The 23,264-nt window shown below is 49.2% G+C and carries 20 protein-coding genes; 11 read left to right on the forward strand and 9 right to left on the reverse strand.

Going from position 1 to position 23,264, the window contains the following annotated elements; genetic code table 11:
- Positions 1-59: 59 nt before the first annotated feature.
- Positions 60-1,379 carry a DUF3887 domain-containing protein gene (locus EJV45_RS02305; RefSeq protein ID WP_129714031.1) on the reverse strand — a complete coding sequence of 440 codons (1,320 nt, stop codon included), beginning with the start codon at positions 1,377-1,379 and terminating at the stop codon, positions 60-62.
- A gap of 198 nt (positions 1,380-1,577) precedes the next feature.
- Between EJV45_RS02305 and EJV45_RS02310 the strand changes: the two genes are divergently transcribed.
- From EJV45_RS02310 to EJV45_RS02335, 6 genes are all read left to right on the forward strand, one after another.
- A complete protein-coding gene (locus EJV45_RS02310; RefSeq protein ID WP_129714032.1) occupies positions 1,578-1,781 on the forward strand; it encodes a hypothetical protein in 204 nt (67 codons plus the stop codon).
- A 128-nt stretch (positions 1,782-1,909) separates the two neighbouring features.
- Positions 1,910-2,260, forward strand: a complete 351-nt coding sequence (locus EJV45_RS02315) for a hypothetical protein (RefSeq protein WP_129714033.1) — start codon at positions 1,910-1,912, stop codon at positions 2,258-2,260.
- Between the two features lie 49 nt (positions 2,261-2,309).
- Positions 2,310-4,703 (forward strand): TonB-dependent receptor, encoded by a 2,394-nt coding sequence (locus EJV45_RS02320; protein ID WP_129714034.1) that lies wholly within the window; start codon positions 2,310-2,312, stop codon positions 4,701-4,703.
- 1 nt (position 4,704) lies between these two features.
- Complete coding sequence (locus tag EJV45_RS02325; protein ID WP_129714035.1) at positions 4,705-5,547, forward strand: DUF4625 domain-containing protein; 843 nt, start codon at positions 4,705-4,707, stop codon at positions 5,545-5,547.
- 8 nt (positions 5,548-5,555) lie between these two features.
- Positions 5,556-6,026: a DUF4625 domain-containing protein gene (locus EJV45_RS02330; RefSeq protein ID WP_129714036.1), complete on the forward strand. Its 471-nt coding sequence runs from the start codon at positions 5,556-5,558 to the stop codon at positions 6,024-6,026.
- Between the two features lie 18 nt (positions 6,027-6,044).
- Entirely contained in the window at positions 6,045-7,289 is a 1,245-nt protein-coding gene (locus EJV45_RS02335) for a hypothetical protein (protein ID WP_129714037.1), read from the forward strand.
- 384 nt (positions 7,290-7,673) lie between these two features.
- Here the strand turns inward: EJV45_RS02335 and EJV45_RS02340 are convergent, their stop codons facing one another.
- From EJV45_RS02340 to EJV45_RS02350, 3 genes are all read right to left on the reverse strand, one after another.
- A complete protein-coding gene (locus EJV45_RS02340) occupies positions 7,674-10,481 on the reverse strand; it encodes a PAS domain-containing protein (RefSeq protein ID WP_129714038.1) in 2,808 nt (935 codons plus the stop codon).
- Positions 10,482-10,645: 164 nt separating this feature from the next.
- Positions 10,646-13,717 carry an efflux RND transporter permease subunit gene (locus EJV45_RS02345; RefSeq protein WP_129714039.1) on the reverse strand — a complete coding sequence of 1,024 codons (3,072 nt, stop codon included), beginning with the start codon at positions 13,715-13,717 and terminating at the stop codon, positions 10,646-10,648.
- Between the two features lie 11 nt (positions 13,718-13,728).
- Positions 13,729-14,775, reverse strand: a complete 1,047-nt coding sequence (locus EJV45_RS02350) for an efflux RND transporter periplasmic adaptor subunit (protein WP_129714040.1) — start codon at positions 14,773-14,775, stop codon at positions 13,729-13,731.
- A gap of 11 nt (positions 14,776-14,786) precedes the next feature.
- On the opposite strand from EJV45_RS02350, the gene EJV45_RS19605 reads away from it, so the two are divergent.
- Entirely contained in the window at positions 14,787-14,996 is a 210-nt protein-coding gene (locus EJV45_RS19605; protein ID WP_240755171.1) for a hypothetical protein, read from the forward strand.
- Here the strand turns inward: EJV45_RS19605 and EJV45_RS19610 are convergent.
- The 5 genes from EJV45_RS19610 to EJV45_RS02370 all read right to left on the reverse strand — a co-directional run bounded on the left by EJV45_RS19610 (position 14,897) and on the right by EJV45_RS02370 (position 19,611).
- Entirely contained in the window at positions 14,897-15,142 is a 246-nt protein-coding gene (locus EJV45_RS19610) for a TolC family protein (RefSeq protein ID WP_240755167.1), read from the reverse strand. The genes EJV45_RS19605 and EJV45_RS19610 overlap by 100 nt on opposite strands.
- Before the next feature lie 12 nt (positions 15,143-15,154).
- Positions 15,155-16,153: a TolC family protein gene (locus EJV45_RS02355; protein ID WP_240755168.1), complete on the reverse strand. Its 999-nt coding sequence runs from the start codon at positions 16,151-16,153 to the stop codon at positions 15,155-15,157.
- Positions 16,154-16,203: 50 nt separating this feature from the next.
- On the reverse strand, positions 16,204-16,839 hold the full coding sequence (locus tag EJV45_RS02360) for a TetR/AcrR family transcriptional regulator (protein ID WP_129714041.1): 636 nt from the start codon (positions 16,837-16,839) through the stop codon (positions 16,204-16,206).
- A gap of 96 nt (positions 16,840-16,935) precedes the next feature.
- Positions 16,936-17,808 (reverse strand): polysaccharide lyase, encoded by an 873-nt coding sequence (locus tag EJV45_RS02365; RefSeq protein WP_129714042.1) that lies wholly within the window; start codon positions 17,806-17,808, stop codon positions 16,936-16,938.
- A 624-nt stretch (positions 17,809-18,432) separates the two neighbouring features.
- Positions 18,433-19,611: a glycoside hydrolase family 172 protein gene (locus EJV45_RS02370; RefSeq protein WP_129714043.1), complete on the reverse strand. Its 1,179-nt coding sequence runs from the start codon at positions 19,609-19,611 to the stop codon at positions 18,433-18,435.
- 171 nt (positions 19,612-19,782) lie between these two features.
- On the opposite strand from EJV45_RS02370, the gene map reads away from it, so the two are divergent.
- The 4 genes from map (at position 19,783) to EJV45_RS02390 (ending at position 23,263) form a co-directional block, all read left to right on the forward strand.
- Positions 19,783-20,550 (forward strand): type I methionyl aminopeptidase, encoded by a 768-nt coding sequence (gene map, locus EJV45_RS02375; protein WP_129714044.1) that lies wholly within the window; start codon positions 19,783-19,785, stop codon positions 20,548-20,550.
- 373 nt (positions 20,551-20,923) lie between these two features.
- The gene (locus EJV45_RS02380; RefSeq protein WP_129714045.1) at positions 20,924-21,472 is read left to right on the forward strand and encodes a sigma-70 family RNA polymerase sigma factor; all 549 of its coding nucleotides are present in this window, start codon (positions 20,924-20,926) and stop codon (positions 21,470-21,472) included.
- A 100-nt stretch (positions 21,473-21,572) separates the two neighbouring features.
- Positions 21,573-22,259, forward strand: a complete 687-nt coding sequence (locus EJV45_RS02385) for a DUF6134 family protein (protein ID WP_129714046.1) — start codon at positions 21,573-21,575, stop codon at positions 22,257-22,259.
- Positions 22,260-22,270: 11 nt separating this feature from the next.
- Positions 22,271-23,263 (forward strand): SDR family oxidoreductase, encoded by a 993-nt coding sequence (locus tag EJV45_RS02390; RefSeq protein WP_129714047.1) that lies wholly within the window; start codon positions 22,271-22,273, stop codon positions 23,261-23,263.
- The last annotated feature ends 1 nt before the right edge of the window (position 23,264 follow it).

Below are 23,264 nucleotides of genomic sequence, written 5' to 3' on the forward strand. Positions count from 1 at the left end.
TTCCCGGTGCCCGCCTGCGATACTTCCTCGTTCCAGTTCGCAGCAGGTGCCGGGATTTCTTATTTAGGCTGTTTTATCCAGGCCGCAAGGTCAATGATTAGACCGGCGTCTACATTTGCGAGTGTCTGGTATTGAGCCACCGTACCTTTTGATGGCTGGCTGCTCAATAAATGATTCAATGTTGGATACAGCTTAAGTGTTACGTTTTTCTTTTTCCCAAGCGCCGATTCCCATAGTTTGTAATCGGTGTCAGAAACCTGGAAGTCATTTCCACCCTGAAGAATAAATATCCGCTGCTTCGCATTTTTTGCGGCCGCAACCTGATCAAAACTATTTAAATCAGCCCAGTACGATGCAGGCAGACCAAGAATTGAGGAATCAGGCTTCATGGTGCCAACTTTTGTGATCCGGCTGTGTTCAACTTCACCAAGCGCTTTCTGCAAACGCTCTTTTCCTTCTGCAGTCGTATCGTTTGAAAGCGAATAAGCATACCTGTTTTGATCGGCAATAACATCTGTCAGTTTTCTGGCGGGTGCCGCTGCCAGGATCAGGCCTTTGAGATCAGGAACGATCGTACCGATGCGCGGCGCGAGCATACCGCCAAGGCTGTGACCAAGCAGATAAACCTGTTTCGGATCAGCACCTGCTACCGTCTTCGCCATGTTAATGGCAGCTACAGCATCATCGATAACTTCTTCTTTAACGGTAAAGGCGCCCCCAAATTCGTTCTGGTATATCAGTGTGCGCTTTACATAACGAATACTGCCTATGCCTTTGCTGGCCAGACCTGCAGCCAGGTCTTTAAAGGGTTTGTTCGGACCAACGGTCTCATCCATATCGCCGGGACCACTGCCATGTACCATGACAACTATCGGAAAACGGCTAACATTTTTAGGCGTGGTAATCACCGCAGCCAGCTGATGCCCGGGCGTTTGCACGTAAACCTGTTGCTCTTTATAGCTGGCGGTATCGGCATACGCCGGAAGCCTGTATGCAGCCGATGCAGATTTCGGTTGCAGGAAAAGTCCTACGATTTTGTTTGTTTTATTGAACACAACCATAAAGTTCTGCTCGCCGCGTTCAAACTTTCCGTTCACCGTTACAACGAAATACTCATTCTGAACCCGGCTTTGGATTGCGTCGGCAGACTGGGCCTTGCCAATATCGGCAACCATCCGTGTCCAAAGCTCCTGAAGATTGGCTTCTGTAATTTTGGTTTGAACGCTTTCATCAAAAAATGCATGGGCTTCTTTGTACTTTTCCTCTCGCATGCGATCAAAAAACTCATTGGCGCTGTTAAACAGCGCAATAACGCTTTGCGCAGAAGACACGGTTGTCAGGCTTGCAAAGACAAGCATCAGCAGAAAAAACTTCTTCATCAAAAATCAGGTTGTTTGAATGCTAAAGTTAACAGGAATTTATTGAAAATTAAAGACTTCGAAACCCGGTGTGCAGATCACCAACGATGGACAATCGTCATTACTTTGTAAAACACATAAAATCAAAACTTTTTTCTATACCATCTAAAACAAACCGGTCTCCGGCGGTGTCTTTACGGTATAACTTCCAGATATTTTATGCAAAGCATCCTACTTACGAACATCGAAGAGAAAGAAATCGCAGCCATTCAGCTTCCTGTACTTGATTTGTTAACCGACCGCCGGGCAGACAGCCTTCCTGGTCTGACAGAACGCAAGCAGATTCAGAGTAGCGTGAATCTTTCAAACGACCGCCCAAACAACACGCTGAGGGCCATTTTAAGAAAAACTAACTTATTATAAAAAGAACCGCCGCTAAAACGGCGGTTTTTTTTTGCCTGTCCTGCCTCCTCCCACACCTTACCACGTTGGAAAAATAATCAGCAACAAAATTGCATTTAACAAATTTTAGATGCAATTTTGTTGCACAAATGAATCGCGGTCCGAAAAATATCAGAAATACCAGCCAGCGCACACTTGCCGTGTTGTTGCTTCTGATTTTTGTCCTGCTGACCGGGATTCGCGGATTGCACTACCATGATTCCGTCCACAAACCAGCTGCCAGCGAGCTGAGCTATGCAGTTGCCGACAGCTGCGACGTTTGTGATTTTCTTGGTCACCACAACTTTAAAGATTTTGATCTACCGCCTGCATTGCTGATGCCCGAAGTGCCCGCGCTTCCATCAGGCGTACCCGCAGGTAGTTATATCGGGATTTATAAGTTTACACTTCAGGGCTTTTCAAATAAAGGTCCGCCCTGCCCCCTTTCCTTCTCCGCTTAACTAGGTTGCCGGCCGGATAATCTGCTGGCTGTATTTTTCTCTTTTTTTCATGAAGTATTTTGTATTGCTGCTGTTGTGGCTGCTGCCTGCGTATGGTTTTGCGCAGCAGCTCCATATAGACGGACACGTTTTTGACGAAGACCAGGTTCCACTCGCCGGGGCAGATGTTTCCTTTGGCGACCAGCGGGTGCGCACTGATGCCGCAGGTAACTTTTTTCTGCCGCTGTCTGGCCCGGGCCGTTTCGAACTGACCTTTTCGAAGGCAGGATTCAGAACGCAGCGCCGCAGTGTCGCTGTCGGGCAGACTTCTGTACAGGTACGGGTTAGATTGCTGGCGTTGAACCGGCAGCTTAAAGATGTAAAAATACTCGGCACCCGCGATGCCCAGTTTCGTGAGCAACCCATGAACCTGCGCAGTGTCGACGCTGGCTTCATTACCCGCAACCTCGGCGGCAGCCTGATGAAAACGCTCGAAAGGTTGCCAGGGGTAAAAACAATCGGTATCGGTTCAGGGCAATCAAAACCACTTATTCGCGGCCTGGGTTTCAACCGTGTTGTTGTTGTAGAAAAAGGCGTCAAACATGAAGGCCAGCAATGGGGAGCAGATCATGGCCTCGAGATAGATCAGTTTGCGGCGGGCAGAGTCGACATTGTAAAGGGGGCCGCCTCCTTTTTGTATGGTTCTGATGCGATTGGCGGTGTTGTCCGCATTGAACCACCTGCTGCTCCGACGGTAAACGGCGTAAGCGGAGAGGTAACCGGGATAGCGAAAGGCAATAACAACCTGATCGGCGGCTCTGTACAAACCGCTGTTAAAGGCGACAAATGGTTTGCTGATGGCCGCTTTAGTTACCAGGATTACGGTGACTACAAAGTGCCTGCTTCTCAGGTTAACGTCTACAACTATCCTGTCGATCTATACCGCAACCGCCTTCGCAACACAGCCGGCGAAGAACGCGGGCTGCACCTGAATGCAGGTTATATGGACAGCACCTTCCGTTCAACTTTTTTTATCAGCAATGTCTGGAGCAAAAGCGGATTTTTTGCGAATGCCCACGGCCTCGAACCGCGCCGGGTCGACGCCACGCTGCACGATGCACGGTCAGGCGATATTCTGATGCCATCGCAACAGGTAAACCATTTTAAAATCTTAAACAGGTCCAGCTGGCAAACGGGCAAACAGTTATTTGAAGCCGAACTTGGTTTCCAGCGCAATTTCAGACAGGAACACAGTATGTACGTTAATCATGGTTACATGCCGCCCGCCTATCCTGCCGATATGACCATTTCTCCGGCTCTTGAGCGGCAGTTTGACAAGTATGTGTACTCTTTTAATCTGCGCAATACACTCGCCTTTGAACACCATAGCCTGACGGTCGGCCTGAATACCGAAAATCAGCGCAACAGCATCAGCGGATGGAGTTTCCTGGTACCGGCTTTTCGTCAGTTCAGTGCCGGTCTGTTTGCGGTCGATAACTACAGGCTTAGCAGTAAACTGCTGCTGCAGACTGCTATCCGTTATGATCATGTGAACTTCAGAAGTTTCGCTTACCGGGATTGGTTCAGCACGCCGCTCGCCGCCGGCGGACAGGAGAACCTGACACGCGCCGAAGCGTTCGGACGTAATTTCAGCAGCCTGACCTGGTCTGCGGGACTAAATTACAGTCCGATGCCATTTTTCGCCCGATTCAACATCGGCAAAAGCTTCCGGGTGCCTATTGCAAAAGAGCTTGCGGCAAACGGCGTCAACTACCATTATTTTAGCTATGAACGCGGTAATCCGGAACTCGCACCCGAACAGTCTTACCAGGCGGATGCCGGAATAGGCTGGAAAGACGATGCCTGGGACATTACACTCAGTCCTTACCTGAACTATTTTTCAAATTACATCTATTTAAACCCGACACCGTTTCACGACTATGACTACGGTGCCGGCAACCAGATCTTTGCTTACACACAAAGCCGCGTGTTGCGTTATGGCCTGGAACTGGAACTGAGCAGGAAACTGGGAGGCGGCCGCAGCGTTGAATTGCTGGGTGAGTACCTTTACGCCCGCCAGCTCTCAGGCGATAAGAAAGGCTTCACGCTCCCCTTTTCGCCGCCGCCATCGGTTCTGTTCTCTGCAACACAGGCATTCCGCTCCGGTCGCTGGCTTCAAAATGCCTTCGTTTCGGCCGACTACCGGCTCACGGCAGCACAAAACAACATCGTCCCGCCTGAACGGAAGACGCCTTCATCCGGCGTAGCCGATTTACGCGCGGGTGCTACGCTGCTTGCGGGAAGACAGCCTGTAAATCTCAATCTCCAGATCCGGAATCTTCTGAACACGAAATACTTCGTTCATACGAGTTTCTACAGACTCATTGACTTGCCTGAGATGGGCCGCGACATCGTGCTCAGTATCAGCATGCCTTTCGGACATCATCAGAAAAAAAACAACTAACATGAAATATAATCAGCTAATCGTATTGTTTTGTGCGCTCATTTTTCTTGGCGCCTGCAAAAAGCAGCCAGGTACAGACGCTGCGAAGCCGGAAGTGACCGGATTGGAAATAGGCAGCGGCAACGAGCGCAAAGCCTATATAGGCAAAGACTTTCATTTTGAAGCGCAGGTTACCGCGGCGGTCAGGATCGCGGCTACGGGCATTTCCATCGCCCAAAAAAGTGGCGTACAATACAGTGCACCGTGGAAAATGGATCTTGACTGGGCTGAATTCAGGGGTGTAAAAAATACAACGATACACAAGCATTTCAGCATTCCCACCACCGCGCCCGCAGGCCGCTATGACTTCACCTTTTTCGTTCGCGATGAGAACGGCACTGAAACCAGGATGACTGAAGAACTGTCGATCCTGAACCCTGCCGACCAGGAGGTACAGCCGGAAATTATGGTAGTTCAGGGTCCGGCCTCAAGCCAAACGTTTCAGAAAGACGAACCGATTGCACTCAATGTGAATATAACAGGAACGCAGGATGACGGACAGTTTTATGCCGTGTTAATCAGTCAGGCCTCAAATCATTACCCAGAGCTGATCAGCCAGGTAGATGCCGGCAAGGCAATCGTTGTTGCCGATGCTTTACATACCAATCTGGCAAAAGGCAGCCCTTTTTCAGTATCTGCAAGTCTTGCTGTCGGGGCAGCGGCCGATAACAAAAAACCATCAGGCACACCGGTTAACGGTTCGCGTAACTGGCAGTCGGGTAACTATACCCTGGTACTGCTGTATACAAACTCAACGCATGGCATTCACGCATATAAAAGCATTCCCATTCGCATACAACTCTGACATATATCATGAAAAAAACAACTAAACTCCTGATCCCGCTGGCCTGTCTGATCCTGGCCGGATGCAGTAAAGATGAAACACCGGTAGACACGACATATCCCGTGATCGACCTGGCTTACCAGGGAGCGTCACCGCAGCAATGCGGCACCTTTACCCGTGGCCAGAAGATCAGTTTCAAAGCACGTTTCTCTGACAACGTAGCACTTGGCTCTTACAGCATAGATGTTCATCATAATTTCGACCACCACAGTCATAGCACCGAAGTGAACGATTGTGCGCTTGAACCTAAAAAAACTGCCGTTAAACCCTACCTGTTGATTAGAAATTTCCCTATTGAAGGGAGCCCTGCAAGTTATGAAGCTGTCACTGAATTTGACATTCCTGCTGATGCAGATCCGGGCGATTACCATTTTCTGGTACGCCTTACCGACCGTGAAGGCTGGCAGACGCTAAAGGGAATCAGTATAAAAATTAAGTAAAAAATAAAAACCCAAATCATGTTTAACAAACACAACCTAAAGAAAATTGCGCTTTTCGCGCTGCTGGCCGGCAGTTTCGCTGCCTGTAAAAAAGATCCGGCTGATCCCGATGATCATGACCATGATGACCATGGTAAAGAATTTAAGTATGTACGGGTGCTTGTGAGCGACGAAAGCAGTGCCAAACTTACCCAGATTGATCCGTTTGCAGCCGCCATTACCAGTTATGACGGCAAATTCCCGCTGGCAAATCTCTATGCTACGGCTTCCGGTCGTTATGCTGCTGTTCTCTATGGTGCCAACAACCTGGTTGAGGTATTTGACACGGGCCTTCAATCGCATGAGGACCATGTTGACGTGGCCAACAATCCGAAGTGGGCAGCCATTACAGCATCAGGCATTAAACCCACCCATTTTAAAAGTGACGGTGCAGAGTCGCTGATTTTTAATGATGGCGACGGTACACTAAGTGTAGGCAATGAAGCAGATTTTAATACTGCCGGTGCCAGGTTTACAACTGTTAACGCCGGCTTATTGCCGCATCATGGTGCGATGGCACAATTCGGGAACGGAACCTATGCGGTCACCGTAGCCGCAGCCCAGGGCGCTTCGCCTACACGCGTAAAGGTGATCAATAAAACCGGTGCGCAGGTTCATGCTTCAACGCTCGAAACAGGGGCGATTCACGGTAACGCCACCGACGGCTCAAATGCGGTTTTTGGTGCGTTCACAAACTCGGCGAACACAGCCGGAGGAGCACTTGTCGTAAGACAAACCGGCGAACAGCGCATGATCCCTAATCCTGATGGCTTTGGCGCATTCAGATTGGGAACCATCCTGTACGCAAAATCAGCTAAGAAGTTTATCGGTTACGCTGCAACCAAGGGCGCTTACATGATTGATCTTGTTAACAACAGGATGACAACGATATACAGCGGTACCGATGCGATTCAGTGCAAAACGGACTATGCAGGCAAAAACCTGTTTGTACTTTCGCTTGACGGCAAACTTCGCATTTATGACCTCAGCAGCGGCGCGCTGAAAAAAGAAGGTCAGGCCATTGGTGCCACTCCGGCAGCAGACACCTACAAACCTGTGCTTGAGGCAACAGCAAGATATGCATACGTTGCAGTTCCTTCGGCCGGTGAAGTGCATCAGATCGACCTGGAAAACTTCAGCAATGTAATAAAACACAAGGTGAGTGCACGCCCGGTTCGCCTGGCCGTGCTTGGTTTCGAGAACAGCGAATCTCACGACCACTAGTTTTTTACCAATCCTTTCTTTAATTGTTCCCCGGCAGCTTCGTACTGCCGGGGTTTTTTATTTTTACAATACCCGCCCGGATGTCGGAGTCATAAAAACCAAAAGTTCCTGACGCATAAAAGCCCTGACATCCATCAAGGCTCTTAGTAACTAACCAAACTAATAAATACTAACCAAATATTTACGCTGCAAAGCTACGTGTGCCTTATAAAGACAATGTTAACGAAACATGAATTTGCGTTCCTCAGATCAAATCCTGAAACCATCGCGGCATCCGGTTCATTGCACGTCTGGCCATATGCGAACATTCGGAAAACAAGCCGGGGTCTTACAGAATAAGAGCATATATAAATGAGCTCTACTTTTCCCGGTTCACGGCCGCCATCAATCCTGGCCTGCAAGGGGTAATGTGAAGATGAAGGTCGACCCTTTACCCCACTCGCTTTCTACCCGGATCGTTCCCTGGTGATGCTGAAGAATTTCGGCACAAAGGTATAGGCCGATGCCGAAGCCCGAAATGGAGCGCGTATGGTCTGCCTCTACACGATAAAAACGGTCAAAAATACGGCGCTGGTCTTCCGGGTTGATACCAGATCCCTCGTCTTTTACGCTGACTTCAGCATTGTTACCGTTGATTTTACAACTCAGCGTGATGTTTGTATTGCGGGGGGCATATTTTACAGCATTGCTAACCAGGTTTGTAATGACCTGGGTGATTTTGTTTTTATCTGCATGTACCTGAAAATTGTCACATGGTTCAATCTGAAGCCGGTGTTCTCTGGCCAGAAAAACTGCTTCTGACGATATCTCAGTAAAAAGTTCGCTGAGGTAGAAAGTCTCAAGTTGGAGTTTGATCTTCCCGGATTCCAGGCGTGAAACATCCAGGAAGCCATTGATCAGTGAAGTGAGGCGAATCATCTGATTATGCACTTTGCCCAGCATAGAACCCAGTTGTGCGTCGGCCCGTTCATTCGCTTTTTTCTCAAGCATCTGAACATAGGCCCTCGCCGATGTAAGCGGGGTACGCATTTCATGGCTTACCATAGCAATAAAGTCATTCTTTCTAATTTCATCAGTTTTACGCTCGGTGATATCCATCATGGTTCCCGAAAAATGCGAAGGCATATTCTCCTGCGCAGGAAAATATCTTGCTGAAGCTTTCAGCCAGATCTGTTTATGATCAGAACGCCGTTTAACCGGAAATTCCATATCAAGCTCCTGTCCGCCGCTCAGCGCCTGTTCGATGGCGTCCATCATTTCGCTGCGGTAAGGCTCTTCAATCTGACGCATGGCCATTTTATAGCTCATATATGCATTTTCTTCAAAGCCAAACAAGCTTTTCAGGCGGCTTGAAGGCACAAACTGACGACTTTCTGCATACAGGCTCCAGGTACCCAGCTTGGCTGATTCTATAGACATATTAAACATCTGCTGTACCTGCAGCGATGCATTTCGTGCAACGATAGCACTCGTTATTTCCTGGAGGATAACAAGCAGGGAGCGGACATTTCCTGCGCCATCTTTTATAGGATGATATATTGAATTTACCCAGGCTTCGCGAAGTCCGCCGTTGTGGTGAAGTTTGATTCTCAATTCATTATTAACCCGCGTCTCTCCGCTATGCATGGCCTGCAACAACCATTCGCGGATGTGCTGGCCATTAAGCTCCGGCCTGGCATCGGCATGAGGCCGTCCAATCATTTCTTCGGCCGTACGGCCCCATATTTTAAGGACCTCATCATTGGCAAGTTCTGTGATCAGGTCTTCGCCGCTCAGCAGCGCCATACCTACAGGTGCATGCTCAAAGATACTTTTGAAACGTTCTTCGCTGTCTGCCAGAAGGCGGTAGTAATGGTGCAGCTCGCTCTGCGCATCTTTCAACTTTGCATTCGCCGCCACCAGCTCATCATTGGCCTGAAGAAGTTCATCGTTTGTGGCAAGCTGTTCTTCGTTTATAGCCGTCAGTTCTTCGTTCACGGCCTGTAGCTGCTGTTCACTGTCTTCCAGTTTGAGTCTTGATTCGACCACTTCAGTGATGTCAATAACCGTTGCCATAATGGCTTCGACCGTTCCGTCGACTTCGAACAGAGGCTCATACGCAAAATTCACATAGATGCGCTCGAGTTTTTCATTACGACGAATGTCTACAGCAACTTCATTCATAGCCACACCCCTACCGTTTTCGAAGATCCCAGCCAGCAGTTCAGGAAATGGCTGATCAATGAGTTCCGGAAAAACATCGAGCAGGCGGCTGCCAATCATTTCATCCGTCGTGCGCGCCCATATGCCGAGCATGGGAGTATTTGCAATCTCGACCCTCAGCTCGCGTCCTTTTAAGACCGTTATGCCGATCGGTGCCGCCATGACCATGTTACGCAGGCGGTTTTCATTGTAAGCGATTTGCCGGCGCGCACGAATCTGGTCGCTTACCTCGTATGCCACGATCATAATGGAGATCCGGCCATCAATGTCTCTGATTGCCTGGTAAACAAAATTGAAAAAGTATTCGCCCAGCACGCCATTTTTCATGATCAACGCTCTTGTTTCGTTGCCATGATAACTTTGCCCGGTGCGCATAACACCATGAAGGATCTCCAAAAATTGCTGGCCTTCTAATTCGGGAAGACCTTCTGCCAGCGGCTTGCCTACAACCGAGTTCTCTTTACCCCAAAGATCGAGCATCAAGGGATTCGCCATTGTAATCTGCAGATCGGGACCTTCAAGCAGGCCGATCGCCATCGGCGCCTGCGCCATAACTTCACGGAACTGGGCCTCGGCCTGGGCAGCCCGAAGACGTGCATGAACGCCATCGGTAACATCTGTGGCCGTATGCAGAATGCAGCGTGTCTTGCCGGCATGGTCTTTCACGGCCCGGTACTCAAAATCAAAATACCGCTGCGTTGGTAGGCCGTTTCTTAGAAGCGTAGCCGGCATCTGCGAACCCGAATACGTTTCTCCCGTGCGCCAGACGTTTTTTAACAAGCCGATAAAGACCTGTTCTGCCAGCTCCGGCACCGCTTCTGCAAGCGGCATTCCGACAACCGAGCGGTCTTTATCCCAGAAAGAGAGCATCTCGTCGTTTGCCATTTCGATGACGATGTCTTCTGACGTATATACTGCGGTGGCATTCGGCGAAAGCGAAAGCACAGCCAACAAGTCATGGGAACTGAGAGATCGTCTAGAAGTATCCATTCATCAAAATTTTCGGCCTAAAATAGCAATTATTTAAGCATTCCGGCCGCAGGGTTCTCCCGTAGGCCTAAGAAAGTTCTTTGAGTAATTATTCTGAATAAAACCGCTTTGACGAAACGTATAATTTAAAGAAACTGCCCCCATTTGCATGGCGGGCAGTCTGATTACATGCCTGTAGCCTGATCCGGGGCGGCAACAGCCGGTGGCATCAGTTTGTAAATAACCGGGGTAACCACACGCGAGAGCAGCGTGGAGCTGATCAGCCCGCCGATCATGACAATAGCCAGCGGTGATATCAGCGGATTTGTTGAAATCGCTATTGGTATCAATCCGCCAATGGCCGTCAGGGTGGTGAGTATAATGGGCAGAAACCTGACCTCGCCGGCTTCGCGGATGGCCTCATCGAGCGACATACCTTCCTGGCGAAGCTGGTTTGTAAAATCCACAAGCAGGATCGTATTTTTTACCTCGATACCCGCCAGCGCGATCATTCCCACCACGGCAACAAATGAGAGCGTATTTCCTGTGATGAGAAGCGAAAGCACGGCACCTACAATACCAAGCGGGATCACCGAAAGAACGATCAGTGTGCTCTTGAACGTTTTGAATTCAAGTACCAGTACGGCCACAAACAGGAATACCGTGACAATAATGATGCTGCCAAAACCACCGAAAGAACGTTGCCTGCTTTCCACCTCGCCACCCATTTCGAAGCTGTACCCAGCAGGAAGTTTATATCCCTCGAGGCGCGTCTGCACATCGCTGACCACCCGGTCTGTCAGATAACCCTTCTTCACAAAGGCTGTTACAGAAACTGTTCGCGTCTTATTATAATGATTGATGGTAAGTGGAGAGGTTTGCAGCCTGAAGTCTGCCAGTTGTGCCAGCGGAACTGCGGTGCCCTCCAGGTTGTTTATATACAGTGTCTTCAGGACGTTGAAGTCGGGATACATTGGCCTCGGCACAGACAGGAGGATATCATAATCATCGCCGCCAGCATCAGGATTGGTGAATTTTCCGAGCGTAAGGCCGGCCACTGCCAAACGTACAGTGCGGTCTATGTTGACTGTGGGGATACCGAGTGACAAGGCCTTTTCCTTATTGATATCGACCTTTATATCTGATTTCAGATTTCTGACCGGATTGTTTACATAGATGGTTCCGGGCGTCCGGTTTAACATTTGCTCAAGATCTACGGCAAGCCTGCGCAAAGTATCTAGGTTATCACCCAACAGACGTACCTCTACAGGCGCAATTACAGGGGGGCCCTGTTCAAAATTTTTCACCTCAATCTTTGCTCCGGGATAAGGTGTCCATTTCTGCCGGAGGCTTTCAACAATCGCCTGTTTCCGGTCTGTTCCGGTGCCTGGGTCAAGCTGCACAAATATCTCAGCGAAATCACTGCGTTCGTTTTGCTGGATAACGTTATAGTAGATCCTCGGGTTCCCCTTCCCTACATTCGTTGCGAAATAACGCATTTCCGGAACCGCAGCCAGCTCCTTTTCAATTTTACGCGTAACACTATCGGTATAAGCCAGGTTTGACTGCAGCGGTGTTACGATATTGATCAGAAACTGCGGTTTCTCCGATTGGGGAAATAAGCTAAAGCCGACAACAGGAAATAATGCCATCGAACCGGCGAAAATCAGGATGGCCGCCAGTACGGTCATAACAGGGTGTTTCAAGGCCACATTTAACAGTGGCGCGTAAGTTTTGTGAATACCTCTTTTAAATGCGCGCAAAAACAGGTTGCCTTCGGGATGCCCGGCGTGGCTTTTCAGCAGCCTGCTTGAAAGAAAAGGAACAACTGTCAGCGCCACCACCATCGATGCTATAATGCAGGCGATTACGGCCGCCGGCAAACTTCTTATAAAATCACCTGAAGCTTCGGGCAGAAACAGCAGCGGCATAAAGGCAATCATCAGGGTAGCGGTGCAGCCGATTACCGCTACGCCGATTTGTTTCGTTGCCATCAGTGTAGCATTCATTCTGCTGTGTCCATCCCGCAGCCAGCGCTCTATATTTTCTACAACAACGATACTGTCATCGACCAGCAGGCCGAGTGCCACAACCAGTCCGACAATACTCAGTTGATTCAGATCGAAGCCCAACACGTTAATTATGACAATGCCAATAGCGAGCGACAATGGAATAGAGATCATCACCACCGTTGCAGCGCGCAGGCCGAGCGGCAGCAGCGTGACCGACACGAGCAGAATGGCGATGAGAAAGTATGTTCCCAGTCCGCTAAGCCGGTTATTCACATTGTCGGCCTGATCAAAACTCAGTTTCAAATCAATGTTGGCGGGTAAAGTCTTTTTGAAATCTTCAATGACCGGAAGATAAGCCTCCTGAGTGCGGCTGATATTTTCCCCGGGCTTCTGCGCCGCAACAACAAATGCACTCCGGTAGCCATTCAGGCGCGTAATATGCGTTTCAGGCGCATAATCGAAGTAAACGTCTGCCACGTCGCCGAGCTGAACATTTTTCCCTCCGGCGCTGGCTACAACCGTCGCTTTGATTTCTTCAAGACTTTCATAATTGCCGCTGGTTTTGATATTGAAAGACTTGGTACCCTGGTTAATGCTTCCACCCGGGATATTTGCGAGTTCGCTCTGTATCGCATTGCTGACCGTTCCAATAGGCAGTCGCAACTGGGCGAGTTTTGCGGGGTCAAGGTCTATCCGTACCAGCCGGCCAGGCATGCCTGCTATCTCCACATTTTTCAGAAAGGGAATTTTTTCCAGGCGTTCCTGCAGGTCTTCGGCGGCTTTTTGCAGTTTTTCACGGGAGGCGTTCATCGATACAAGACCAACCTGCAGCACATTGACGTCGGTCGGGGAAATTTTCTGGACCTCAAGACTGAACAGGTCTGCCGGCAGACTGCTCCGCAAGGCATTGACCTCGCGCACAAGCTCCTGGTATTTGTCGTCTACATTTGCTGCGTATTTGCTTTCTACCGCTATCACAGCCAGACCGTCTTTTATAGTTGTCTTGATCTCCTTGATGTCGTCGAGTGCATAGATTTTCTTTTCGATGGGTTTGACCACGAGTTCTTCCATATCCTTCGGACTGGCACCGGGATAGACTGCAACAATTGGGAAATTCGGCGCCTTGATGTCCGGATCTTCTGACCGGGGCATATTCAATATAGTGGTAACACCCAGCACCGCCACCATGATAAACATGATAAGTGTAAACTGGTAATTTTTTACAGCGTATTCTGAGATTTTCATATGTGGCGTTGTTAAGGTCTGGTAATTTTTATGGCTGAGCCCTGATCGAGATAGGCGCTGCCGGAAACGATCAGGTATTTTACACCCTCGAGCCCCGAGCGAACGTATACCTGGTTATTCTCAATTCCGCCGATGCTTACATGAACTTTCCGGGCCTTCCTGCGGTCGTTTGTTACAAAAACATAGCCTTTCCCTGCGTCCCCGTCGAGTAGTGCATCGTACGGAATTGTCCAGCCTTTACTTTCACTTGCTGGATAAATCTTTGCCCGCCCAAAAAGCCCGCTCGCCAGCTTTCCCTGTTTTGCGTTAAAGCTCAGTTCGGCAGCAAAGGTTCCCGAAGCCGGGTCAATACCCTCACCTTTCTTTGTCAGCATGGCCGGCCAGGTAGCACCTCCGGTTGCATCTGAGCTGATCTCTGCCCGATCCCCGATGCGTAAGGATGCCCATTGTTTATCGCTAAGGCCCACTTTGAGTAACCATTTACCCGCACCGGCGCCGTTTACAAGCAGCACCGGGGTGCCGGGACTTACAACCTGCCCTGCGTTCACGTATTTTTTTAGTACAAAGCCATTGGCTGCGGCACGTATTTCAGAAAAATTGCGGTTAAATCCCGCCACTTGCTGCTGCTGCCTGGCAACGTCAAGTGCAGTTTTTGCGTTCTGAAGCTGCTCAAGTGTAGCCACGCTATCGCGGTACAGTGCCCGCGCCCGGGTGTAATCGCGTTCCGCTTTCTGCAGAGACAAGCCGGCCTGTTGGGCCTGCGCCCCCACCTCGGTCAGATTAAGCGTGGCCAGCAACTGGCCTCTCTTTACCGCATCGCCCTCTTTTACAAATATGCTGGCAACAAGCCCCCCGGTCTTGAACGCGAGCGGCGTTTCATCGTCTGTACTGAATATGCCCGATGTTTGGATGGCGGCTCCCGGGGCTTCCTGGCGTAGCGCTACGACGGTTACCGGGATCTCTGGTGCTGCAAAACTGTCTTTTTCTTTTTTTTTTTGAGAGCAAGCAGCCAGTGTAATGGCCAGCACGAAGCCGGCCTGTATAATTTTTGATTTCATGATGCGTATTATTGAATGGGGTAAGAAGCTGTTTCACGTTCAAGTTCTGCTGCATTGATCAGCACCTTGTAGAGATTAATATTGACGGCGAGTCGGGCAGCCGTCAGCTGGTTGCGGGCATCTACCGTTTCAATGAAGGTATTGCTGCCGGCCTTATAGCCTTTTTCAAGCAGACGCTGGTAACTGGCCGCGGCCCAAGTTGCCTGAGCGAGGAACCGTAAGTTCTCCAGGCATAAATCAAGTTGTTTTGTGCGGTTTTGCTGCTTAATTCCAGCTGCCGCGCGGCCAGTTCCCGGTTCAGGCCGGCATTTTTTGTGTCAAGCGATGACTGCCTGATCTTCAGCCGGTTTCTGTTCCCGGTAAACACGGGTATCTCAAGCTAAATCCCCGCCAGGTAATATCTTGCGTTGCTATTGAAGCGAAAACCCTCGGCCTGGCTGCCCACGTCAATGAACCCGTTTATTCTTGGCACCCAGAAATTGCGGTTCATCCGATCCGCCGTCTCGCTGATAGCAACGGCTTTGTCAAGTGCCTTTAACTCCTCCCGGCCCGCAGCTGGCGTATCAACTTCGCCTGTTGGCATGACTGATGCCAGCCTCTCTTTCGCTTGCGAATCTGGCGCAATGTCTGAGGAAGCCGGCTTGTTCAACAAGAAATTGAAGTAAGCCGCGGCATTCGCGGCGTTTAGCCGGGCAGCATTCAATTGGGCATCAACCTGCTCGGCTTCGGCATTGGCACGCAAAACGTACGCAGGAAGCCCTTTTCCATTTTTCAACAGGGCCTCATTCACGCGCCTGCCCTCAGCAGCAAGCATGGCGGCCGACTCATATATACCGATCGCCTCATGCGCACTCAGATAATTGTAATAAGCAGCTTTAATATCTTTTGCCAGCTCGCGTTTGTAAATAATAACTTCAAACTCCTGGATACCTAGTTGTGCCTCCTGAATTTTTTTGTTATAGCCCAGGTCGGTGTTTAAAATCGGCACTGCTGTATGCAGTTTCGCATCATAAAAATTGTTCGGAAAAAAGGTCTGCGAAACATTGGCGATTTGTGGAAAGTTTTCCGTGCCGGTTAGCTGGTTTAATGAACTGTACACCGGATTAAGAAGATCGCCAACAGGCAGGTCTATCGACCGGCCGCCCTGTCCGCTTTGATAGGCCGCCTGGAAACTGATAGCGGGCAGGTACATGCTTTTCGCTACCTGAAGCGCATTTACCGCCTTTTGCAGCGAGACCTGTTTTTGCTGCAGAACAATATTGCTGCGAAAGCCTTCGCGCACATACCCATCAACTACATCCTGCCGGGCCTGAGCAGCCACCGGCACAAGCAGACAAACCCGGAAAAACAGCTTCGTCAGCCATTTAAAATTAATCATTGTTGACATCGTTTATTTTAATAACAGTGTTAAGTTAAGTTCAAAATTTTTTAGTTTATTCTTTCAAGCATTTTTACAAATGTTTCAAATACATAGGTTCGTTTCGGTATAACAAGCCCGGGAATCATGTCTTTTTTATCTACCATATGCTCAAGCCTTTTTGTAGCGCTCAGGGTGCAAAGTCCATGAACCATGCTCCATATGGTCAGCGACAAGCCATGCGGCTCAAAACCCTTAAAATAACCGCTCTGCTGACAGGCAAGGATGGTCTGGTAAAGTCCGCCGTAGGTTGTCATACCCTCCTCCCACTCACTATCAGACTTAAAGCACAGCTCGACCGGTTCTTCCATGACAAACATAAGATCATAATAGTCACGGTTTTGCTCGGCAAACTCGAGATACATCCTGCCCATCGCTTTCAGCCGCTCAAACGGTTCTTCCACATGCTGCAAGGCACTGAATTTATCCTGCATCAACCTGAACCCTTCCTGGTGCAGTGCAAACAGAATCTCGTTCTTGTCTTTGTAATAGAGGTAAATTGTTGTCGGACTGAATTCAATCAGTTCTGCAATATTACGCATGGAAGTCGCAGTGAATCCTTTCTCACTGAACAATCTTTTGGCAGCATCAAGTATCGCCTTTTTCAGATCCTCCTTAGCCCTCGATTTTCTTTCCTTAATTCCCATGTTCTATTGACGTGGTAAAACTAATTAACACCGTTAACTTATCCAAAAGAAAAGGGAGAAAAATTTTTCTCCCTCATCATCCGGTTAATAATTTGATTAATTGCTGATCTTGTTTACCACCAGGTCATCAAAATAAATGTAGCTGGTTTGGCTTGACCCCCAGACCGCAACATCTTTTCCGCCACGGAAATTATGGAATGACAACCGGTTGATCAGTCGCTGAGCATCATTCGTGGTCCAACGGATAGCCTGGTCGAGTACCGTTGTGCCGTTAATGCGCACCTGTACCCAGCCATTTTTATTTGATCCGGTATTACTTTTCACATAAAGGTGCACATTATAGGTTGCACCTTTGGCGAGACTGCCGGCCGAGGGGTATGACTTGTTGAAGGTATCGCCACATGGGCCCGCCATGTCTCTGTGGTATACATAAGGCTGAAAGAAAACCCTGCTGCCCGTATTGTACCACATCAGCCTCAGGCTGCCGCCGTTGCCGTCTGTTGGAACATCGCAGCCCGTATTGCCTTCGCCGATCAGAAACCCGAATCCGACCTTTCCCCCGCGGCTCCAGTCGAAGTCGCTGTGAAAACGGATCTTAAAATCTGCTTCATAGGCAGAGCCATCAGAAATGTCTACTTGCGAGATAAGTCCGTTCGAAACCGAATTAGGCATCAGTGTGGCCCGTGCCCAGTTACCTGAGATCCAGGCCCGGCTTTCGTTCCAGCCCTGCAGCGTGGCGCCACCAAAATCGGCACTAGCCTCGCCATACGTAAAGGTTCCGTCGCTGTGGTTAAACTGGGTATTGATGTAGCTTGGCCAGACCTGGGCTGTGCTGGCGGAGGCACTTTTTTCGGGCGTCCCTGCTGCGTCCTGTTGCGGCGCCTCATTTTTCCGACAGCCTTGAAGGCTGAATAATACAGTCATTGCAAGTGCCCACGACCGGACAATTTGTTTCTTGTTTGTCTTCATTTTGGTTAGGATTGATTGTAATTAACGAGTTGAATTTACAGGGCCTGTCCTTGACAAGCCGCTGCCATGCATTGGTTTTTAAATCCGGGGCCGGCCCCCGCTAAATATCTGGTTAGACCCAAATATAAGCTAACCGAAGTCGAAAAATCAAAAAAATTACACTTAAATACTTGTCTATCAACAAATTACAACGCAACACGATACGTTTTAGCAGCACACTGACCAGCAGCTAACAGGCTGGTAAGCCGGCTTATAGATCGAAGGCCGGCGTGCACAACGATACGCTTAAATAACACGACAATTTTTCCGGCAAAAGATCAGGAAATCGAAGTTTTTAGAAAGCCGGGCCTGAAGCATGGCATTCAAGGCAGTCCGGCTGTACGCTGTAGCGCTCGTTCCTCGCGGCTGCCGCTCCCATCCGGTTTAGTTAACCAGGGTCCCGCCATCCATCGGAGCCGATAGCTGCATTCCGCCTGATGAAGGAGCCCCTGCGGCGGTGAGCGGTCAGATACCACAGCTTTACATTTATTGAAAACCGAAAGGCTATATACTTTCGCAAGACTATCCCCGAACAACGGTGAGTCTTAAATAAAAAACCCGGCTGTGAGCCGGGTTCGGTTTTTTTTACTTGTTTTTCCAGAGTGTCGGACCATTGCCCGAGTTCTTCCGCCATTCGTGACGCCATTTGTGCATGTCGATAAAGTCGACAAACGGCATTGGTTTTCTTCCTGCCTTATCAGGAATACCGGGTACGCCAACAGCCTGGCTCTGGTACCAGTAGGCTACGCTGGCAAGATCCAGTGTGAGCACATTGTTGTGTCCATGCTCAATGCTGAACCGGAGCGCTTTATCGAAATACACCGGATCTGTAATATGAAACCTGTACAAATGCGTGCGGCCAAGCCAACCGGCGTCATTGTTTACGCGGGGGTAGCCGAAATATGGGTGCGTATAAACCGTCTTCGGGCACCAGGCCGTGTTAAAATAATCCTCCGTGCCGGTTCCCAGCAAAGTGGGTTTTTCGGCCCCGTCAATAAAAAACATGTCATCCCCTTCACCATACCACATCGGTGTAGGAGAATGCACGTAATAGTTCACACCCACAAAGTGCCCTTTTCCTTTTATATCGGCGATCAGGTAATTATCTTTTCCGGTGGTATTGGTTCCGGGCTTGCCAAGGGTAGACCATTCATTCTCTCCGCTTTCGGGTGCTTCAGTCAGTTTGCGGTTGTACCAGGCATGGAAGCGACCGGTATTGGCGGGGAGTTTGTCCATTTCAACGTAATCTACAAAGTAGTAGAATGAGTTGATGTCTTTACCCGCCTGGTTTTCAATCTCGATACGGGCGCCTTTAGAAAAAGGCATCGTAAAATAACTCACCATGCCCCGCCCCTGCACCGGACTGGCTGATAACGGCAAGGCTGTATAGTCATAAGACTCTTCCCAGCCTTGTCCGAAGAAGGGGCCGATTGGCGATACCACAGAGGCGGTATCATTTCCATCCCAATACATGCGGATAATTACATCATTTCGGCTCAGGTTCTGAGGCTCGGGCGCCATGGTGATCCAGATATGGTTAATCATACCGGCACCTTTTACCTCGAAGATCGTTTTACGCTGTTTATCGGGTATCCTCATGAAGTCGTCGTTTGCACCGGTTCTGTCATGGCTGCTTACCCGGCGCGACCGCATGCCCTGCTGGATCTGCGCCAGCGCAGACAGGTCATTATTGAGCACCTGCGCTTCGGCCGTAAAGGCTGTGACAAGACACAGCCACAAAAAAATAAAAGTCTGTTTTTTCATTTCGGGTTTTATTTTTGGTTCAGGGATGAAAGTACAAAAAAATGCATTTACACGCTACTTAAATGTTTAAGCAAATTTTCAAAGTGCGTGTTTAGCATTACAAAGACATTCCGTTTGTCGAAAATATCCAATACCTCTAAATGAGATTGACGCACCTTTGCAGGCAAAAAAATGTCGATCAGCAACGAAAACGAAATGGCCGGAATGGCCCGTGTGTCTGAGGCTGTGGCCTCCGCCCTTTTTGCCATGAAGCAGCATGCCCGGGTCGGGATGAGCACACTTGAGCTGGATAACTTTGGCGCCTCATTGCTTGAGCAGAGCGGAGCGCGCTCAGCCCCCAGAGAAACCTACGGTTTTCCGGGTGCAACCTGTATCAGTATGAATGGGGAGGTTGCACATGGTGTGCCGGCGGCAGACCGCATTTTGCAGGAGGGTGATCTGATCAACATTGATGTATCTGCCGAACTTGATGGCTACTGGGCAGATAACGGCGGCTCATTTATAGTCGGACGCGACATTCATGGTCACATGCCCCTGGTCAATGCCTCCAAGACAATCCTGCTTGATGCGATTGCACGCATACGGAGCGGACAACGCGTAAATGAAACCGGAAAGTTTATACAGGACCGGGCGGGGCGCCTTGGTTATACCGTGATAAAAAACCTGACCGGACACGGTATTGGCCGTAAACTTCACGAATCGCCGGGTATTGAAAACTATTATGAACGCGGTAACCGCGACTGGTTCGGCAAAAATATGGTTGTAGCCATTGAAACTTTTATTTCTACACGTTCAACATTCGCGGATACCGCAGCCGACAACTGGACGCTTTGCGGTAACCGCGGCGGTTATGTTGCACAATTTGAGCACACCATCATGGTTACCCGCGATAAGGCTCCGGTCATTTTAACCACGGCTAACAACATCAGTAACTGGTAGGCTTGGCTACCGGTTTTTCAGTGGGGTATTCTTACCCTGCTGATAAGAAAAACGAAACATTTTTTGGGTATATTTGTTAAAGACATACTTCGTTAGGCTTTACGCGGCCAACCGGACAATTTTATCCGAAACCTCATTATCTGTTCATCTGAATTCGCTCCAGATTCTGCTATTACCGTTCTCTGTTTCCCCCGGTTTTAACAGGGAGAAATTAGGCTCTCAACATCCGTTAACGCTTTCCTGCCTGTGTCAGACCATCGGGCTGACATAATCGTCTGCAGCCTTTATCTGGCAGGTGCAGCAAAGATTTATCGGGCATGATAACAATTAGCGCGATTACAAAGGAATCAATGTTGAATCAAACCTGAGAAACATGAATACAAATGCGATCACCCTTGAATCATCCATCTGCAAGTATCGGAATTCGCTTAAAAATTACGCCCTGCGGTTTACGCACAATATCGATGATGCCGAAGACCTATTGCAGGAGACCATGCTGAAAGCGCTGCGTTACGCAAATCTTTACAAAGACGGGACGAACCTGAAAGCCTGGCTTTACACCATTTTACGTAATACGTTCATCAATAGCTACCGGAGCAAAGCGAAATGGACGGCGGTTATCGAAGTAAACGAAGACCTGTCCTCGCAGCAGCTTCGTTCCAGTGCAAGCGCTAACCTTGCAGAGAACAAATTTATGCGCGGAGACATCCAGACGGCCCTTGGTTCACTTTCAGAAGAATACCGGATACCATTTCTTCGGTACTTTGAGGGCTACAAGTACCATGAGATTGCTGTGGAATTGTCTATCCCTATCGGTACTGTTAAGACCAGAATCTTCATGGCAAGACAACATCTGAAAAACAAACTGCGCATGTATAGCGATACATACCGTAAACGCGGTGCCTGGCAGGCAAAACACTAGCCCGGTATTTTTTTTCTTTTTTTGTTCAGCGCGTGGGGGTATAGCCCCCATGTGTTGTATTAGGGTCATATCAGCTTAGAACACACATTTAAAAAGTTATATGATTCCAGCACTTACCATCTGGCTGTACAAAAAGTTTATTTGTCCAGCCCTGCTCAGGCGAAACATCACGCCGCCTGTGCTTCCAGATCTGACAATTTTGAAACGGGCCGCTCTGCCTCTGTTCTTCATGGTCCTGCTCTGCCTTATTGTGTCTGCCCAGGAAAACAGCACGACCTACCGAATTATTCACAAAGGAGACCAGATAGGCAGCATGCAATTCGTAAAAAAGGTAACTGGCGATGACCTTCACCTCAGGATGACCTCCCAGATCAGAACGAGCCTGCTTTTCAGCATTCGTGTGAGCACGACTGATCAGGCGCATTTCAGCAAAGGAAGACTGCTGAGCTCAAATGTCTGCCGCATCGTCAATGGCAAGGAAAAAGACCGCAAGAAAACCTGGCTCTGCAGCGACGACTATAAAATTGTCTCGGGCGAAAAAACAAAATCCTTCAAATCTCCTATTGCGTACAACATGATGCTGCTATATTGTAAAGAACCGGTCAACATCAACCAGGTGTATTCAGACAACTTTCAGCAATTTGTTGCCATTCAAAAAACCGGTGCGCACAGTTACCGTATCAAACTGCCCGACGGGAATTTCAACGATTATTATTTCGCCAATGGTATCTGTCAGCGCGTAGTTGTGCACCATACTCTGTACACCATCCAAATGGAACTTGCCTGAACCCCGAAACTATGACAACAGAACAACACGTATTTGTGAGCGGGGCGAGCGGCTTTATTGGCCGCAGCCTCTGCCTGGAACTGGCACGGCGTGGCCATATTGTTCACGCGCTTTGCCGGAACATCACTCACCCGTTTTTACCGCAACATAACAATATCCGGTTTTTTCGCGGCGATATCCTGGAGAAAGAAACCTTATCTGCTGCCATGGAAGGCTGCGTACAGGTTTATCATACTGCTGCCCTGGCGAAAATGTGGTGCAAAAATACCGATGATTTTTACCAGGTTAATGTAACGGGCACACGCCATGTGCTTGAAGCGGCGGTCCGCCAAAACATACACCGCATCGTATACACATCGACCTGCGGGGTATGGGGTCCCACCGTTAAGTATCCGATGTCTGAAGATGACCCGCGGATCGGCGGTTTTCCTATTCATTATGAACGCACGAAGTACCTGGCGGAACTTGAGGTAAGAAAATGGGTCCAAAGCGGACTCGACGTTGTAATCGTCAACCCTTCCCGTGTATATGGCGAAGGCCCGGTTACAGACAGCAACACAGTAAGCAAAATGGTAAGCGGTTACCTGAAAGGGCGGTGGCGGGTCATCCCCGGTACGGGAGAAAACGTAGCGAACTATGCTTTCTTAGATGACGTAGTGCAGGGGCACCTTAAAGCCATGCTGCATGGCGAAGCCGGCGAAAGGTATATTCTCGGCGGCGAAGACATCAGCTTTAACCAGTTTTTTGGCGCGCTGGCGCGCTTATCCGGACATAAACGCCGCTTGTTCCATGTACCGGTGCCGGTAATTAAAGCTTACAGCAGGTTTGAAAAGCTTAAATCTGCACTGACAGGTCTGCCGCCTCACTTTCTGCCGGAGTTTGCCGACCGGTTAAATGCCGATCAGAAATACAGCAGCACCAAGGCTATCACACGACTGGGTTATCAAATTACGCCTTTCGCCGAAGGGTTAAAGAGAACAATTGAACACATTCAAAATCACTAAG

The organism is Pedobacter sp. SYP-B3415 (genome assembly GCF_004138205.1).
GTDB lineage: Bacteria > Bacteroidota > Bacteroidia > Sphingobacteriales > Sphingobacteriaceae > Pedobacter.